The organism is Pyramidobacter sp. C12-8, from assembly GCF_002007215.1.
Taxonomy (GTDB): Bacteria; Synergistota; Synergistia; order Synergistales; family Dethiosulfovibrionaceae; genus Pyramidobacter.
Genome location: NZ_MUHX01000002.1, coordinates 21,523 through 36,757 on the forward strand (window position 1 = coordinate 21,523; position 15,235 = coordinate 36,757).

Genomic DNA, 15,235 nt, shown 5'->3' on the forward strand with positions numbered 1-15,235 from the left:
CCCCATTTACAACAAAAAAACAAACTCTATAAAGAACGGCCGAGGCCGGGCTCGCGCAGATAGCGAGCTCTCAGCTCGTCCGGCTTTATACTTGCATGAAGACGCTCCAAGGCCAGCGCCGCATGCGCCGCGCCGCTCGGGTTTGCGATGTATTGTACCCCCTCGCGAGGCGACGAGGCAAACAAGCGCGCATCTTTCACCGACCACATTTCAAAATCACTCGAAATCTCATGCAGTTTCGATAAAAGTTCCTCGTATGAGCGCTCTTTTTCGGGCAGTACAAGGCAACCGTCCCTGTAAACGCTGGAAAAAGCCAGCTCGCGCGACGCGGCGATCAGCGGCGCCTTCACGCCGCAATCCCAGCCAGGGCAGGAACGGAGCACCGCCTCCAAGCTGCTCAGCGGCACAATTCTGACGCCAAGGGCGAAGGCCAGGCCGGCGGCGTAGGCCATGCCGATGCGGATACCGGTAAAATAGCCGGGGCCGACCGTCACTGCGACGCACGCCACGTCCCGAACTTTCAGCCCGTGTCCGGCCAGCAGTTCCGCCGCCAGCAGGGGCAGGCGGGCCGCCTGTTCGCGCCCAAGGTCGAGATTGCGCTCGCCGGCAATCTTTCCGCCGACGGCCAGTCCCAGACAGGACCAGCGGTTGGAACAATCTATGGACAAGAGGACGTCACTCATGAACATGCCTTCTCCAGCTGCGCCAAAGCGCTCCGCGCCGTTTCGCCTACAGCGGCGACGCGGAAGCGGCGTTTCTCGCCCGCGGCAGACATCTCGCAGTGCCAGACGTCTTCGAAATCATCGCGGGCAAGGCGCTCGGGCCACTCGATAATCAGCACCCAGCCGTCGTCAAGATACTCATCGAAGCCAAGGTCCCGGCCGTCGACGCGCTCAAGACGGTACAGGTCGGCATGCGCGACGGAGATCCGCGCCCGCGCGTACTCGTTGACCAGCGCGAAAGACGGACTGCAGGTCCGCTTCCAGCCCAGCGCGCGGCACAGTTCGCGCACCAGCGTGGTTTTGCCGGCGCCCAGCTCGCCTTTCATCAACAGCGTCATGCCGGGACGCAGGACGGCGGCGATGTTTTCCCCCAGCGCCCGCGTATCGTCAAGCCCGTCGAGCGAAAAACAGCTTCGCCCGTCCGGTTCTTTTTTTACCGTCAGCACGCTCCGCTCAGCTCCTTCAAAACCGCCGGCAGACGATCGGCCACTTCGTGAGCCAGCATGCCGTCCTGCCCTTGCATGCGGCCCAAGGTCTCTCCGGCCGCGCCGTGGCACCAAGCCCCCAGCGCCAGCGCCTTTTCCGCGGGAACCCCCGCGGCCAGCAGGGCCGCGCAGGCCCCCGACAGCACGTCGCCCGACCCCGGCACGGACAAGGTTCGGTCCCCGCGCGGCACGATCCACGGCGTTTGCTCCGGACCGGCGACAAGCGAGCGGTACCCTTTCAAAAGTACGAAGCCATACTGCCGCGCCAAAGCCGCGGCCGCCTCGAAGCGATCCCGCACGGGCAATGGCTCGCCGAGGAGCGCCGCCGCTTCGCCCTCGTGAGGCGTCAGACAGCACCGCACAGGTTTTATGTCATCTTCGCCCAGCCAGTACAGGCCGTCGCCGTCCCACAGAGAGGGGCCGTCCCACTGCGAGCCGATCCGGCACAGTTCGCGGGCGCGGCTGTCGCGATCAAGCCCCGAACCGATCAGCAGCACAGAACAGCGGGAGCGCCATTTCGCCATGATCCGTTCAAGCGCCGCCGCGTCTTCCAGAGGTTCGGCGATTGCCTCCGGAAGCGAGGCCGCGAGGACGTCCAGAACTTCCGGAACCGAGGCCAGCACCGCCAGCCCCGCGCCGGCGCGCAGTGCACCGCGCGCCGCCAGAAGGGCCGCGCCGCGATAGCGCTCCGATCCGGCGACGATCAGCACGCCGCCGCGGCGGCCTTTGTGGTCGTCGATCCGGCGGCGGGGAAGGAAATTTCGCACGTCGCTCTCTTCCAGCTCCAGCGCATCGGGAACTCCCAGCAGCGGCGCGGCGTTCTCGTCCAGAGGGATCAGGATCGTCTCCCCCGCCAAGGCCGCGCCGCGCCCCGTCGCCATCGACAGTTTCCGGCCGCCGGCCGTGCAGGTCCACTGCGCTTCGACGCCCTCGCCGCCTTCCGCGCCGCTGGGGATGTCTACCGCCAGCACACGACGGCCAAAGCGGCAGCGATTGAGCGCCGCGATCAGACGGGCGGTCTCGCCGCGGGGCGCGCCCGCCGCGCCGGTGCCCAGAAGCGCGTCGACGACAAGATCGTGCGAATTCAACAGCTCCGTCAGCGCCGTTTCGTCAAGGGTGCGGCTTTCAACGACCGGCACCGCCATCTTCCCGAGCCTCGTCAGATTGACGGCGGCATCGCCCTGGGAACGGGAGGCCTCGTGGCTGAGAAGCACCGTCGCTTTCCAGCCTCGTTCCATCAAAAGCCGGGCGACCACGAAGCCGTCGCCGCCGTTGTTCCCGGCGCCCGCCAAAATCAACGCTGAATGAGCGAGCGTCTGTTTCAGGATAAAATCGACAATGCCGCGGCCGACGCGCTCCATCAGTTCCAGGCCCGACAGGCCGGATTCGATCAGCCGCGCGTCAAGGACTCTCACTTTTCCGTTCGCGTACCACGGGATCACGGCCATCAGACTCCTTCCGTCTCGTAGATCACCACGGCGGCCGCGATGCCGCCGTCATGGCTGAGCGAAAGATGAAAACGCGCCCGGCGGTACGGCTCCAGCGCCGGCGTCTGCGGATCGAGAACAAGAAAAGGCCGCCCTTCCGCGTCGTGACGCACGCTCACGCTGTGAAGCCCCAGCTTTGCCAAGCCCAAACCGGTCGCTTTGGCAAAGGCCTCCTTCGCCGCGTACGCCGCGGCAAGATGACAGGCGCGCGATTTTTTCCCCGCCGCGTAAAACAACTCCGCTTCGGTAAAAACTCTTCGACAAAAAGCTTCGCTCTCGCAGGCTTCCCGCATGCGCTCCACGCCGCAGAGATCCATTCCGACACCGGCAATCATGTTTTCACCGCCTTATACTATACCGCTCCGCACTATTTTACAACAGTTTCAACTTAAAAAAAATCAAATTGGAACTGTATTAGAATCATCAAGACAGAAATTCAATCTATATTTTTCTCTACAAAAAAAGAGCACCTTGAAAAGATGCTCTCGAAACCATGGTGGGTGATACAAGAATCGAACTTGTGACCTCTTCCGTGTCAGGGAAGCGCTCTTCCTCTGAGCTAATCACCCGATGACGCCGAACATGAGGAATTCTACTCTCTCCGCCCGCGTCTGTCAACCCTGAAAAGCGTCTTGCCCCGCAGGGCTCGCCTATTCTCGCCTCCATAAAGTATAATAGCCTCGGCACAAAGATCAGCGCCCGCATGAAACGCGAGGCGAACGACCTGACATCGGAAGGGAGACACTTATGAAAAGAACGATTCTCGTAGTGCTGGCGGCGTTGTTTTCGGCCATGCCTTTTGCGACAGGCGGAACACGAGCGGGAGCTCTCGCGACGAAAAACGAAGGAGCGGACATGAAAAATCTGAAAGAGATCTACTTCGCAGGCGGCTGTTTTTGGGGCGTTGAAGAATATTTTTCGCGCATTCCCGGCGTGAGCGACGCCGTGTCGGGATACGCCAACGGGCACACGGCAAATCCGACCTACCGGGAAGTCTGCTCCGGGAACACCGGGCACGCCGAGACCGTGCGCGTCAGTTACGACCCGCGGCTCGTCAGTCTGGAAACGCTGACGGAACAGTTTTTCGCGATCATCGACCCGACCGTTCGCGACCGGCAGGGAAACGACGTCGGCCGCCAGTACCGCACGGGCGTGTATTACGCCGACGCCGCAGACCGCGAGATCCTCGAGCGTCTTTTCGCCGCCGAGCAAAAGAAGCACGAACAAAAACTCGCTACGGAACTGCTGCCGCTGGAAAACTTCTCCGCGGCCGAGGAGTATCATCAGGATTATCTGAAAAAGAACCCCGGCGGATATTGCCACGTCGACTTCAGCACACTCAACGGACTGAAAGCGAAAGCGCCGCCCGCGCCCGAAAGGAAATACGCCAAGCCGTCCGCCGCCGAGCTCAGGAAAAAACTGACGCCGGCCCAGTACGCCGTGACGCAGGAAGCCGCCACGGAACGCCCGTTCGCCAACGAATATTTCGACAACCGCGAACCGGGGCTGTACGTCGACGTCGTCACCGGCGAACCGCTCTTCTCGTCCGAAGCGAAGTTCGATTCCGGCTGCGGCTGGCCCAGCTTTTCGAAACCGATCGAGCTGGCTGTCGTCGTCGAACGTCACGACGGCAGTTACGGCATGAGCCGGACCGAGGTGCGCAGCCAAAGCGGCGACAGCCATCTGGGGCACGTTTTCGACGACGGTCCCAAGGAAAAAGGCGGGCTGCGCTACTGCATCAACAGCGCGGCGCTGCGTTTCATCCCCTACGACAAGCTGGACGAAGAAGGCTACGGCGAGTTCAAGCATCTTTGCGAAAGCTACGACAAACGCTAGCCCGCAGCGCGCCGGAAAACCGCGTCGCAAAAAAACGCCGGAGGGCGGAGAACGTCGCATGTTCTCCGCCCTCCGGCGTTTTTATCGGCGCGATTTCTCGAACGCGGCGGCGCCTTCCCTGGCCTTTTCGACCGTGGCCGCGAGCGCCTCGACGAAGGCGCTTTTGAATCCCGCGCGCTGGAGGGCGCGCAGCCCGGCGATGGTCGTGCCGCCGGGAGTGCAGACGGAATCCTTGAGCGCGGCGGGATGAACGTTCTTCTGCCGCGCCAGTTCGGCGGCGCCGATCAGCGTCGCCGCGCCGGCGCGCAGCGACAGATCGCTTTTCATGCCCACGGCCAGACCGCCCTGGATAAATCCTTCCAGCAGTTCCAGCACATAGGCGATCGCCGAGCCGGAAAGGCAGACGACGCCGTCCAGATCCTTTTCGGACACTTCTACGACGTCGCCGAAGAGCGCGCAGAGCCCGCGAACTTCCTCGAAGTCGCCGTCGCTCCAGTCGCCGCGGACGATGCCGGTAAATCCGGCCCCGACGGCGGAAGCGATGTTCGGCATCACGCGCCCCCAGCGGGCGTTCGGCGCCGCTTTTTTCAGCAATTCCAGGCTGACCAGCGCCGCGCAGGAAACCAGCGCGCGCCCGGCCAGCACGGCCGCGTTTTCCGCGCAGTAGCTTTCGATCAACCACGGTTTCAACGCGACGAACACGGGGCCGCGCGCCAGCGGCGCAGCCTCGGCCAAAGCGGCGACCGTTTCGACGCCGTCGCCGCTCAGCGCGTCGAAATTCGCTCCCCGGCGCTGGACCACCACGGGCCTGACGCCGGCGCGGGACAGCCCGCGCGCTACGGCGCCGCCCAGATTGCCGCCGCCGATGACGATCGGGCGAAGTTCTTTTACGTTCATGACACACGCCTCCCAGCAAAATTCATTCAGGCGCTCTCGCGCCGCAGCCATACAGACGCACCCACTCGAACATGCCCAGCGCCGCCGCGACGCCGGCGTTGAGGCTGCCGGTGCGCCCCGCCATGGGGAAACTGACGAGCTTGTCGCAGTTTTTCGCCGTCAGCGCCGAGATGCCGTCGCCTTCGGAACCGACGACGAGCGCCAGCCGTTCGGGCAGCGCGCTGCTCCACACGGTCTCGTCGGTACGGTGATCCAGCCCCACGACCCAGAAGCCTTTGTGCTTGAGGCGTTCCACGGTGCGCCCGACGTTGATCACCCGCGCCACGGGCAAACGGAAGGCGGCGCCGGCGCTGGTCTTGACGACCGTGCCGTTGACGGTCGCCGAGCGGTCGTTCTGGCAGACGACGCAGGCGGCTCCGGCCACTTCGGCCGTGCGGATCACCGCGCCGAGGTTGTGAGGATCCTGGCAGTGATCGAGCAGCACGACCAGCGCCGGCGCCTGGGGATCCAGCGCGTTGACAACGTCGTCGAGATCGGCCGGCGGGATCGGCGCCACGCGGGCCGCTACGCCCTGATGGACCGCGCCGCCGGTCAGCCGCTCCAGATCGTCCCGCTCCGTCAGGTCCAGCGGGATCCGCCGGTCGGCGCAGAGGCGCGTCACCGTGTCGCGGAACTCGTCCTGCGCGCCTGCCAGCAAAAAGACCTTGCGGCACAGCTCAGGCCGGTTTTGCAGCAGCGTTAGGACGGGATTGCGCCCCCAACAGAGATCTTCGGAACCGGACGGCGCGGCGCGCTTCGGCCGGGGCCGGCGTTCGGGAAACGGACGACCGCCGGGATTCTCCCATGCCTGACGGGGCGCGAAGTCCTTTTTACCGCCGGGACGCGCAGAACGCCCCAAGCCCCCGCGGCCGTCTCTCCTGCCGCGATTATTTTTTTCGGCGGGCCGTTCCATCGCTCTTCACCTTCCCGTTCTTCTCAAAATCATGAAGATATTCCCGGATCGCTTCAGCCGTGTAGCCCCTGCCGCGCTCGGCCAGCTCCCGCGGCGTGCCGCAGTCGACCAGCCGTCCGCCGGCGCTGCCGCCTTCGGGGCCGAGGTCGATCACATAATCGCTGGAACAGATGATGTCCATGTTGTGCTCGATGAGCAGCACCGAGTTGCCCTGCTCGACCAGAGCGTGAAGGATGCGCAGCAGACGGGCCACGTCGGGATAGAAAAGCCCGGTCGACGGCTCGTCGAGCAGGTAGAGCGTGCTGCCGCCGAAGCGTTTGCTCAGCTCCTTGGCCAATTTGACGCGCTGGGCTTCGCCGCCGCTGAGCGTCAGCGCCGACTGGCCAAGATGGATGTAGCCCAGACCGGCGCGCTGCAGGAATTCGAGCTTGCGCGCGATCCTGGGCAGATCCTTGAAAAGCTCCATGGCCTCGTCGACCGACAGGTTGAGCACGTCGGCGATGCTGTGCCCCTTGAACTTCACTTCCAGCGTCTCGCGGTTGTAGCGCGTGCCGTGGCAGACGTCGCACTCCACGTACACGTCGGGCATGAAGAGCATGGAGACGCGCCGCTCGCCCGCGCCGCCGCAGGCTTCGCAGCGTCCGCCCTTGACGTTGAAGCTGAAGCGCCCGCTGGCGTAGCCGCGTAGTTTTGCCTCGGGCAGCTGCGAATACAGCTCGCGGATCGCCGAGAAGACGCCGGTATAGGTGGCCGGATTGGAGCGCGGCGTGCGGCCGATCGGGCTTTGATCGACCATGGCCACGTTCTTCAGCTGTTCCCAGCCGAGGATGTCCTTGTGCCGTCCGGGACGGTCGCGGTAATCGGCGTCCAGCTTGCGGCGCAGGCCGCGGTACAGCACGTCGTACATCAGCGAGCTTTTGCCCGAGCCGGAGACGCCGGTGAGACAGACCAGAGAGTTCAGCGGGATAGAAATATCGACACCTTTCAAGTTGTGTTCGGCCGCGCCGAGAATTTCAAGACGCTCTTTAGGGAGCGTCAAACGCTCCGAACGCACCATGCCGCACCGGTCGCCTCGCAGATACGGGCCGGTCAGAGAATTCGTCTTTCGGAACTCGTCCGCCGCGCCGCGCTGGACCACTTCGCCTCCGTAGCTGCCCGCTCCGGGGCCGATCTCGACGATGTAATCGGCGGCCAGCATCGTGTCGCGGTCGTGTTCCACCACGATCACGGTGTTGTCCATGTCGCGCACCGACTTCAGCGCGCCGATCAGCTTGCCGGTATCGCGGCTGTGCAGGCCGATGGTCGGCTCGTCGAGCACGTACATGACGCCCGACAGCTTCGAGCCGATCTGCGTCGCCAGCCGGATGCGCTGGCTCTCGCCGCCGCTCAGCGTGTCGGCGCGGCGCTTCAGCGTCAGGTACCCGACGCCGACTTCCACGAGGAAACTGAGGCGCTTTTCCAGCTCGACGATGACCTGGCTGATGACTTCGTTCTGGATGGGATCGTTCTGGTGCTGTTTGACGATCTCGTAAAAATCGCCTACGGGCAGCGAGGTCAGCTCGTCGATGTTCTTTCCCCAGAAGCGCACCGACAGCGCCTCGGGACGCAGGCGCGTGCCGTGGCAGGTCCGGCATTCGTCCTCGGTGCGGTAGCGTTCCAGCTCCTCGGCGGTCGCCTCCGACTCGGTGCTGTCGTAATAGCGCTGCAGCCACGGCAGCAGCCCTTCGTAACGTCCCTGATACTCCGACACCTCGCCGCCGCGCTCGAACTGCAGCGGCATGCGTACGTCGGAGCCGTACAGCAGGATCTGTCGCTGCGCTTCCGGAAGTTCTTTGTAGGGGGCGTCGAGATCCAGCTTCACCTTTTTCGCCAGCTCCTCGAGACGGTACATCATGTACTGCCTGCCGCGGAACGGCAGCAGCGCCCCGCCGCGCACGGAGAGGTCGGGATTGACCGCCAGTTCTTCGGAAAAATGGCTGTGGCTGCCCAGCCCTGAGCAGTCGGGACAGGCTCCCATCGGGTTGTTGAAGGAGAACAGCGCCGGCTGGATGTCGGGCAGCGAGATATCGCAGTCGGGGCAGACGAAGCGTTCCGTCAGCATGTCTTCCGATCCGTCGGCGGCGATGATCACAAAGCCCTCGCCGAGCTGCAGGGCCGTCTGTACGGCTTCGGCCATGCGGCCTTTGCGGTCGGGCTGCACCGACATGCGGTCGACGACCACTTCGACGTTGTGTTTTTTGTTCTTGTCCAGAGGGATCTCTTCTTCCAACCAGAGGACTTCGCCGTCGACGCGCACGCGCATGAAGCCTTTCTTGCGCAGCGCCGCGAAGACGTTCTTGAACTCGCCCTTCTTGGCGCGCACGACCGGGGCGAGCACTTCGAGCCGGGCGCCGCCGTGCTGGCGGTAAATGCGGTCGACGATCTCGTCCACGGAATACTTGTGGACGGGCTTGTCGCACCGGGGGCAGTACGGCGTGCCGGCGCGGGCGAACAGCAGGCGCAGGTAGTCGTAGATCTCGGTGACGGTGCCGACGGTGGAGCGGGGGTTGTGGGAGGTCCCCTTCTGTTCGATGGAAATGGCGGGCGACAGCCCTTCGATGTCGTCCACGTCGGGTTTTTTCTGCACGCCAAGGAACTGACGCGCGTAGGACGACAGCGATTCCACGTAGCGGCGCTGGCCTTCGGCGTAGAGCGTGTCGAACGCCAGCGAACTTTTTCCCGACCCCGAGGGGCCGGTGATGACGACGAGTTTGTTCTTGGGGATTTCCAGAGAGACGCCCTTGAGGTTATGCTCTCTTGCGTTTCTTATAACGATTTCCTGACGCGGCACGGAGACCGGTTCCTCCTTCTTCTTCGCCGAACCCGCCTTGGGGAGTCCGGCCTTCTTCCATGGCCTGGATCATGTCGCGGATCCGGGCGGCCTTTTCGAACTGGAGCTTTTCCACGGCCTCCCACATGAGCTTTTCGAGAGCCTCGTTGTCCATGTGCTCGATGCGCTGCTGCGCCCGCTTGTTCTTCGCTTCGGGCGCGGCCTCGAACTCCACCTCGGGCAGCATGCGTTCGATGGATTTGCGGATCGTCCGCGGCACGATATGATGTTCTTCGTTGTACTTCAGCTGCGCCTCGCGGCGGCGCCTCGACTCGCTCACGGCCTCGCGGATGCTGTCGGTCACCTCGTCGGCATAGAGGATCACGCGCGAATCGACGTTGCGCGCCGCGCGTCCCATCACCTGCACGAGCGAGCGGTAGGAGCGCAGAAACCCCTCGCGGTCGGCGTCGAGGATCGCCACGAGCGTCACCTCGGGCATGTCGATGCCCTCGCGCAGCAGGTTGACGCCGATCAGCACCTCGATGTCGCCGCTGCGGAGGCGGTTGATCTCCTCGGCGCGCTCGAAGGCGTTCAGTTCGGAATGGATATATTCGGACTTGACGCGCAGCGTGCTCATGTATCCGGCCAGCTCTTCGGCTCCTTTTTTGGTGAGCGTGGTGACAAGGCAGCGTCCGCCCGCGCCCCGGACTTTCTGGATCTCGGCCAGCAGATCGTCGATCTGTCCCGTCGCTTTGCGGATCTCCACTTCGGGGTCGGCGATGCCGGTGGGACGGACCAGCTGCTCGACGACGCGCTTCGAATGCTCCACTTCCCAGTCGCCGGGCGTGGCGGAGCAGCAGACGACGCGCTGCATGTAATGTTCGAACTCATGCCATTTGAGCGGCCGGTTGTCGAGGCACGACGGCAGGCGGAAGCCGTGCTCCACCAGCACTTCCTTGCGGGCGCGGTCGCCGTTGAACATGCCGCGCACCTGCGGCAGGGTGATATGCGATTCGTCCACGACCATCAAAAAGTCAGGAGGAAAAAAGTCAAGCAGCGTGCCTGGCTGTTCGCCCTCGGCGCGGCCGTCGAGATAGCGCGAATAGTTTTCGATGCCGGAGCAGTAACCGGCCTCGGCCAGCATTTCCATGTCGTAGCGGGTGCGGCTGCCGAGGCGTTCGGCCTCGAGATATTTGCCCTCGGACTTGAAGCGGCCGACTTGCAGTTCCAGCTCGCGCTTGATCTTGTCCATCGATTCGGCGATCGCGCCGTCGCTGGTGACGTAATGCTGCGCCGGGAAGACCGAGACGTGCTGTTTGCGGGCGATGGAATGCCCGCTGACGGGATCGACCTCCTCGATGGATTCCAGCTCGTCGTCGAAGAAGGAAAAGCGCAGCGTGGCGTCGCTGTACACGGGATAGACTTCCAGCACGTCGCCGCGCACGCGGTATTTGCCGGGCTGCAGGTCGAAGTCGTTGCGCTCGTAATAGGCTTTCATCAACGCTTCCTGGAAGTTGCGCCGGTTCCAGCGCTCGCCCACGGCGAAGCTGACGATCGCGTCTTCGTAGTTCTTGCGCTTGCCCATGCCGTAGATGCAGGAGACCGACGCCACCACGATTACGTCGCGGCGTTCGATCAGCGACTTGGTGGTGGCGAGCCGCATGCGCTCGATCTGGGTGTTGATGGAAGCGTCTTTTTCGATGAACGTGTCCGAGCTCGGGATGTAGGCCTCGGGCTGGTAGTAATCGTAATAGCTCACGTAATAGTGCACGGCGTTCTCGGGGAAAAATCGTTTGAACTCGCTGAACAACTGCGCCGCAAGGGTTTTGTTGTGCGCCAGCACCAGCGTGGGGCGGTTATACTGCGCCACGACGTTGGCGACGGTGAACGTCTTGCCGCTGCCCGTCACACCCATCAGCGTCGAGCATTTCTCGCCGCGCTCCAGGCCTTCGAGCAGCGAATCGATGGCCTGCGGCTGATCGCCCGACGGCGGCCAGGGCGCGCACAATTTGAATTTTTCAGTCTCCATGATCGGACCTCCACGAGACAAAACGGATGACGAAAGCGAAAAGAAAAGGACGGAGCGAAAAGATCCACTCCGTCCTTCTATTGTACCAGTTTATTCGCCTTTTGCAGAGGGCGGTTCTTTTCCCGTCATCGGGGCCATCTCGTTGGAAACGACGGGCGCCCGCGGGATAAAGCCGTCTGTCGCTTTCTCTCCCGCCGGAGCCGTTCCTTCCGGCGCGGGGACATCGGCGCCTTCGGAGGCGGGCTTTTCCTCGGGCTTCTCGGGGACGGGCTCTTCCTCGCCGAGCAGCACCGCCAAGTCGTGACCGTCCATCACTTCGCGTTCGAGCAACGTTTCGGCGACGAGGTCGACTTTGTCCCTGTTCTCCGACAGCAGATTCTTGACGCGGACGTAACACTCCTCCACGATCTTGCGGACTTCCTCGTCGATGGCGAAGGCGATCTGGTCGCTGTAGTTGCGGTCTTCGCCCAAGTCGCGGCCGAGGAACACCTCATGGCGCTGGCGTCCCAGCACGACGGGGCCGAGAGAGCTCATGCCGTACTGCGTGACCATGCTGCGGGCCACCTGCGTGGCGCGTTCCAAATCGTTGCTGGCGCCGGTGGTGATGTCGCCGAAAACCAGCTCTTCGGTGACGCGGCCGCCGAGCAACACGCAGATGTTGTTGGTCAGCTCGTTCTTCGAGGCCAGGAAACGGTCCTCGGCCGGAAGCTGGAGCGTGTAGCCCAGCGCCGCGCTGCCGCGGGGGATGATCGAGATCTTGTGCACGGGATCGCAGCCGGGGATCAGCTTCGCCACCATCGCGTGCCCCGTCTCGTGGTAGGCGATGATCTTCTTCTCGCGGGGGCCGATCAGGCGGCTCTTGCGCTCGGGGCCGGCGATGGAACGGTCGATGCCCTCTTCCAGCTCGGCCATACCGATCTCCGTTTTGCCGCCGCGAGCGGCCAGCAGCGCCGCTTCGTTGATGACGTTGGCTAGATCGGCGCCGACGAAGCCGGGCGTGCGCTTGGCCAGCACCTTGAAATCGACGTCGGGCGCGAATTTCTTGTCCTTGGCGTGGACTTTCAGGATCGCCTCGCGCCCTTTCACGTCGGGCGTGTCCACGACCACGTGGCGGTCGAAACGCCCCGGGCGCAGCAGCGCCGGATCGAGCACGTCGGCGCGGTTGGTGGCCGCGATCAGGATGATGCCGGTCTTCTCGTCGAAGCCGTCCATCTCGACGAGCAGCTGGTTCAGCGTCTGCTCGCGCTCGTCGTGGCCGCCGCCGAGGCCGGTGCCTCTCTGGCGGCCGACGGCGTCGATCTCGTCGATGAAGACGAGGCAGGGCTGATACTTGCGGGCCTGTTCGAACAGGTCGCGCACGCGCGAAGCGCCGACGCCGACGAACATTTCCACGAAGTCGGAGCCGCTGGTGCTGAAAAACGGCACGTCCGCTTCGCCGGCGCAGGCACGGGCCAGCAGGGTCTTGCCGGTTCCGGGCGAGCCGAGCAGCAGCACGCCCTTGGGCACTTTGGCTCCCAGCTTGGTAAAGCGATCGGGCGATTTGAGGAACTCTACCACTTCCTTGAGCTCCTCCTTGGCCTCGTCGCAGCCGGCCACGTCGTTGAAGGTCACCTTGGGGCGGTTGTCGAGGAACATTTTCGCCTTGCTCTTGGCGAAGCTCATGACCTTTCCGCCGCCGCCCTGCATGTTGTGCAGGAAGAAGATCCACACGCCGATCAGCAGCAGCGTGGGGAACACGGACGAAGCCAGCGTCATCCACCACGGCGTTTCCGGCGGCTCGGCGATCTTTACTTCCACGCCCCGGGCGGCGGCTTCTTCGGCCACGTCCTTGACGCCGACGATGTTGCTGACGAACGCTTTGCCGTCGGCGTAACGCCCCTGGGCCCTCATATCGTTGATCGTGAAGTTTTTGATCCGCCCCGCGGCCAGATCGGTCCTGAACTGGCTGTAGGGGATCTCCGCCACTTCGGGGCCCGCGGTCTGAGGCGTGAGAAACATGTTCACAACGCTGACGACGAGCACCACGAGGATCAGATACACGCCGAGGTTCTTCATTAATCGCTGCACAATGGCGCCTCCTTAAAATTTATAACATCACTCCGAAACGGAGCGCACCGTGTGGATCGAAGGCAGGTTGCGCATCTTCTGATCATAATCCATGCCGTAGCCGACCACGAACTCATCGGGAATCACGAATCCCGTGTACTCGACCGGCACGTCGACGACGCGCCGTTCCCTTTTGTCCAGCAGGACGCACACTTCCACGGACGCGGCGCCCTCGTCCTTGAAGTATCCGCGCAGGTGCTGCAGCGTCAGCCCCGTGTCCACGATGTCCTCGACGATCAAAATGTGGCGTCCCTTCACCGCGATGCCCGTTCCCTGCGAAATGGTCACTTTGCCCGACGACGTGGTCGAAGCGCCGTAGGACGCGGCCTTCATGAACTCCATGACGACGTTCACCGACGGCGAGATCTCGCGCACCAGGTCGGCCATGAAGATCACCGCGCCGCGCAGGATGCCGATGACGGTCAGGCTCTGCCCGTCGTATTTCTTGCTGATCTCCGACGCCAGCACGCGAACGCGCGCGGCGATCTGTTCCCTGGCGATCAGGACTTCCGCTGCTTTCAATTCCATAAAGATTCCCTCCAGCGCCCGACAAGGGGACTCAAAACGACCTGAGCAACAATATTATATTTTACACTATGGCGGAGGATTTCCCATCGGTTTTGTTTTTTTTCCGCCCGAAAAACATTTTTTTGGAAGATCACCGGAAAAAAAGACGTTGTCACATCATATTTTTCAGTATTTTTTTGCAGAACGACCGGCCGCGCCTCATCGAGTGGGCAGCGGGGGCCGAAATCGGACTCCGCTGACGCGCCCTTCAGCCGCAGCGAAACTTTCCAGCCGCCCCAGCGCGCCGTTTCGCCGAGCGAAAGCCGGAGCGCCTCCAGCCGCTTTTCCGCCGCCGGATGCCAGCACAGCAGGCCGTCCCCCGCTTCCACGTCGACCTCGGAGCCCCATTGGAACACAAAGCGTCCGGAACGGCACGTCAGGCGATCCAGCTCTTCGACGCGGGGTCTGGTCAGAGCGGCCAGCCCCAGCCGACGCCCCACAAAGCGCAGCAGTTCACGGCGCTGGAACTCGTGGACGCGGCGCAGTTTGCTCAGGCTCAGGCACGGCCAGCCGCGCCGCGGCAGCGAGACCTCGCGGCACAGCGCGGCCGACTGCTCTTCCTGCATCTTTCGCCAAAGCTGCGCCTCTTCGGCCAGAGAGGCCAGATGCTCGACGACGCCGGGATTGACCTCGCGGGCCAGCAGAGGCATCACTTCGTTGCGGACGCGGTTGCGCTGGTAAATGTTCAACGCGTTCGTCTCGTCTTCTACCCAGCTCCAGCCCTGCGCGCGGAGAAAATCGCGCAGTTCCTCGCGGCGGAACGAAAGCAGCGGGCGGATATAGATGCCGCGCTGTTCCGGCATCCCCGCCACGCCCCAAAGCCCGCAGCCGCGGGCCATGTTCATGAGCGCGTTTTCGGCCAGATCGTCGCGCGTATGCCCCAAGGCCGCCAGACGGCATCCGAATCTTTGCGCCGTCTCCTCGTAGAGCTCATAGCGAAGCCGACGCCCCGCCGCTTCTTCAGACTCGCCTTTTCGAGACAATTCAGGGACCGGACGGCGTTCGTCCACACAGCGCACGTTCAATTCGGCGCAGCGCTTTTTCACGAACTCGCCGTCGCCGCACGAGGCGCCTCGGATGCCGTGGTCCATATGGACCACGATCAGCTGCGAAGGCTCGTAAAGCCGGGAAAAAAGACAGAGCAGACTCATCGAGTCGCTGCCGCCCGAAACGCCGAGCAGCACCGGCGTCTGACCGAGCCAGCCGCGTCGTTCCATGACGCCGCGAAAGCGCCGCGGCACATCGCTTTTCGTCACGTCAGGTTCTCCCCTTTCCTTCGCCTCACGGAAATTGATTCTAAATCGAATACGCAGCAAAATCAAGTTGAAGGCACAAATAAAATCGC

At 63.4% G+C, this 15,235-nt stretch carries 12 protein-coding genes and 1 tRNA gene; 1 reads left to right on the forward strand and 12 read right to left on the reverse strand.

Annotated elements, in window-relative coordinates; all coding sequences use genetic code 11:
- Positions 1-26: 26 nt before the first annotated feature.
- The 5 genes from tsaB to B0D78_RS00805 form a co-directional block, all read right to left on the reverse strand.
- Positions 27-683 (reverse strand): tRNA (adenosine(37)-N6)-threonylcarbamoyltransferase complex dimerization subunit type 1 TsaB, encoded by a 657-nt coding sequence (tsaB, locus tag B0D78_RS00785; RefSeq protein ID WP_168169946.1) that lies wholly within the window; start codon positions 681-683, stop codon positions 27-29.
- On the reverse strand, positions 680-1,168 hold the full coding sequence (tsaE, locus tag B0D78_RS00790) for a tRNA (adenosine(37)-N6)-threonylcarbamoyltransferase complex ATPase subunit type 1 TsaE (RefSeq protein ID WP_078015087.1): 489 nt from the start codon (positions 1,166-1,168) through the stop codon (positions 680-682). The genes tsaB and tsaE overlap by 4 nt, the downstream gene beginning before the upstream one ends.
- A complete protein-coding gene (locus tag B0D78_RS00795) occupies positions 1,162-2,655 on the reverse strand; it encodes an NAD(P)H-hydrate dehydratase (protein ID WP_078015088.1) in 1,494 nt (497 codons plus the stop codon). The genes tsaE and B0D78_RS00795 overlap by 7 nt, the downstream gene beginning before the upstream one ends.
- Positions 2,655-3,029: a holo-ACP synthase gene (gene acpS / locus B0D78_RS00800; protein WP_078015089.1), complete on the reverse strand. Its 375-nt coding sequence runs from the start codon at positions 3,027-3,029 to the stop codon at positions 2,655-2,657. The genes B0D78_RS00795 and acpS overlap by 1 nt, the downstream gene beginning before the upstream one ends.
- A 159-nt stretch (positions 3,030-3,188) precedes the next feature.
- Positions 3,189-3,263: transfer RNA gene (locus B0D78_RS00805), tRNA-Val, on the reverse strand.
- Between the two features lie 178 nt (positions 3,264-3,441).
- Here B0D78_RS00805 and msrA point away from each other — a divergent pair.
- The gene (gene msrA / locus B0D78_RS13530; RefSeq protein ID WP_078015090.1) at positions 3,442-4,530 is read left to right on the forward strand and encodes a peptide-methionine (S)-S-oxide reductase MsrA; all 1,089 of its coding nucleotides are present in this window, start codon (positions 3,442-3,444) and stop codon (positions 4,528-4,530) included.
- Between the two features lie 81 nt (positions 4,531-4,611).
- Here msrA and B0D78_RS00815 read toward each other — a convergent pair whose 3' ends face one another.
- From B0D78_RS00815 to tilS, 7 genes are all read right to left on the reverse strand, one after another.
- Positions 4,612-5,427, reverse strand: coding sequence for a pyrroline-5-carboxylate reductase family protein (locus B0D78_RS00815; RefSeq protein WP_078015091.1), 816 nt, complete (start codon positions 5,425-5,427; stop codon positions 4,612-4,614).
- Positions 5,428-5,449: 22 nt separating this feature from the next.
- Complete coding sequence (rlmB, locus tag B0D78_RS00820; RefSeq protein WP_240496074.1) at positions 5,450-6,325, reverse strand: 23S rRNA (guanosine(2251)-2'-O)-methyltransferase RlmB; 876 nt, start codon at positions 6,323-6,325, stop codon at positions 5,450-5,452.
- Between the two features lie 28 nt (positions 6,326-6,353).
- Entirely contained in the window at positions 6,354-9,209 is a 2,856-nt protein-coding gene (uvrA, locus tag B0D78_RS00825; protein WP_078015093.1) for an excinuclease ABC subunit UvrA, read from the reverse strand.
- On the reverse strand, positions 9,166-11,217 hold the full coding sequence (gene uvrB, locus B0D78_RS00830) for an excinuclease ABC subunit UvrB (RefSeq protein WP_078015094.1): 2,052 nt from the start codon (positions 11,215-11,217) through the stop codon (positions 9,166-9,168). The genes uvrA and uvrB overlap by 44 nt, the downstream gene beginning before the upstream one ends.
- A 90-nt stretch (positions 11,218-11,307) precedes the next feature.
- Entirely contained in the window at positions 11,308-13,284 is a 1,977-nt protein-coding gene (ftsH, locus tag B0D78_RS00835) for an ATP-dependent zinc metalloprotease FtsH (RefSeq protein WP_078015095.1), read from the reverse strand.
- A 27-nt stretch (positions 13,285-13,311) separates the two neighbouring features.
- Positions 13,312-13,851, reverse strand: a complete 540-nt coding sequence (gene hpt, locus B0D78_RS00840; RefSeq protein WP_078015096.1) for a hypoxanthine phosphoribosyltransferase — start codon at positions 13,849-13,851, stop codon at positions 13,312-13,314.
- On the reverse strand, positions 13,842-15,146 hold the full coding sequence (gene tilS / locus B0D78_RS00845; protein WP_168169947.1) for a tRNA lysidine(34) synthetase TilS: 1,305 nt from the start codon (positions 15,144-15,146) through the stop codon (positions 13,842-13,844). Before tilS ends, hpt begins: the two co-directional genes overlap by 10 nt.
- Positions 15,147-15,235 lie beyond the last annotated feature (89 nt).

Excerpts from the sequence above, each read along its gene's own strand:
- B0D78_RS00815 (WP_078015091.1), bottom strand. The coding sequence starts at position 5,427 with ATGAACGTAAAAGAACTTCGCCCGATCGTCATCGGCGGCGGCAATCTG.
- tsaB (WP_168169946.1), bottom strand. The coding sequence starts at position 683 with ATGAGTGACGTCCTCTTGTCCATAGATTGTTCCAACCGCTGGTCCTGT.
- uvrB (WP_078015094.1), bottom strand. The coding sequence starts at position 11,217 with ATGGAGACTGAAAAATTCAAATTGTGCGCGCCCTGGCCGCCGTCGGGC.
- msrA (WP_078015090.1), top strand. The coding sequence starts at position 3,442 with ATGAAAAGAACGATTCTCGTAGTGCTGGCGGCGTTGTTTTCGGCCATG.
- B0D78_RS00795 (WP_078015088.1), bottom strand. The coding sequence starts at position 2,655 with ATGGCCGTGATCCCGTGGTACGCGAACGGAAAAGTGAGAGTCCTTGAC.
- hpt (WP_078015096.1), bottom strand. The coding sequence starts at position 13,851 with ATGGAATTGAAAGCAGCGGAAGTCCTGATCGCCAGGGAACAGATCGCC.
- acpS (WP_078015089.1), bottom strand. The coding sequence starts at position 3,029 with ATGATTGCCGGTGTCGGAATGGATCTCTGCGGCGTGGAGCGCATGCGG.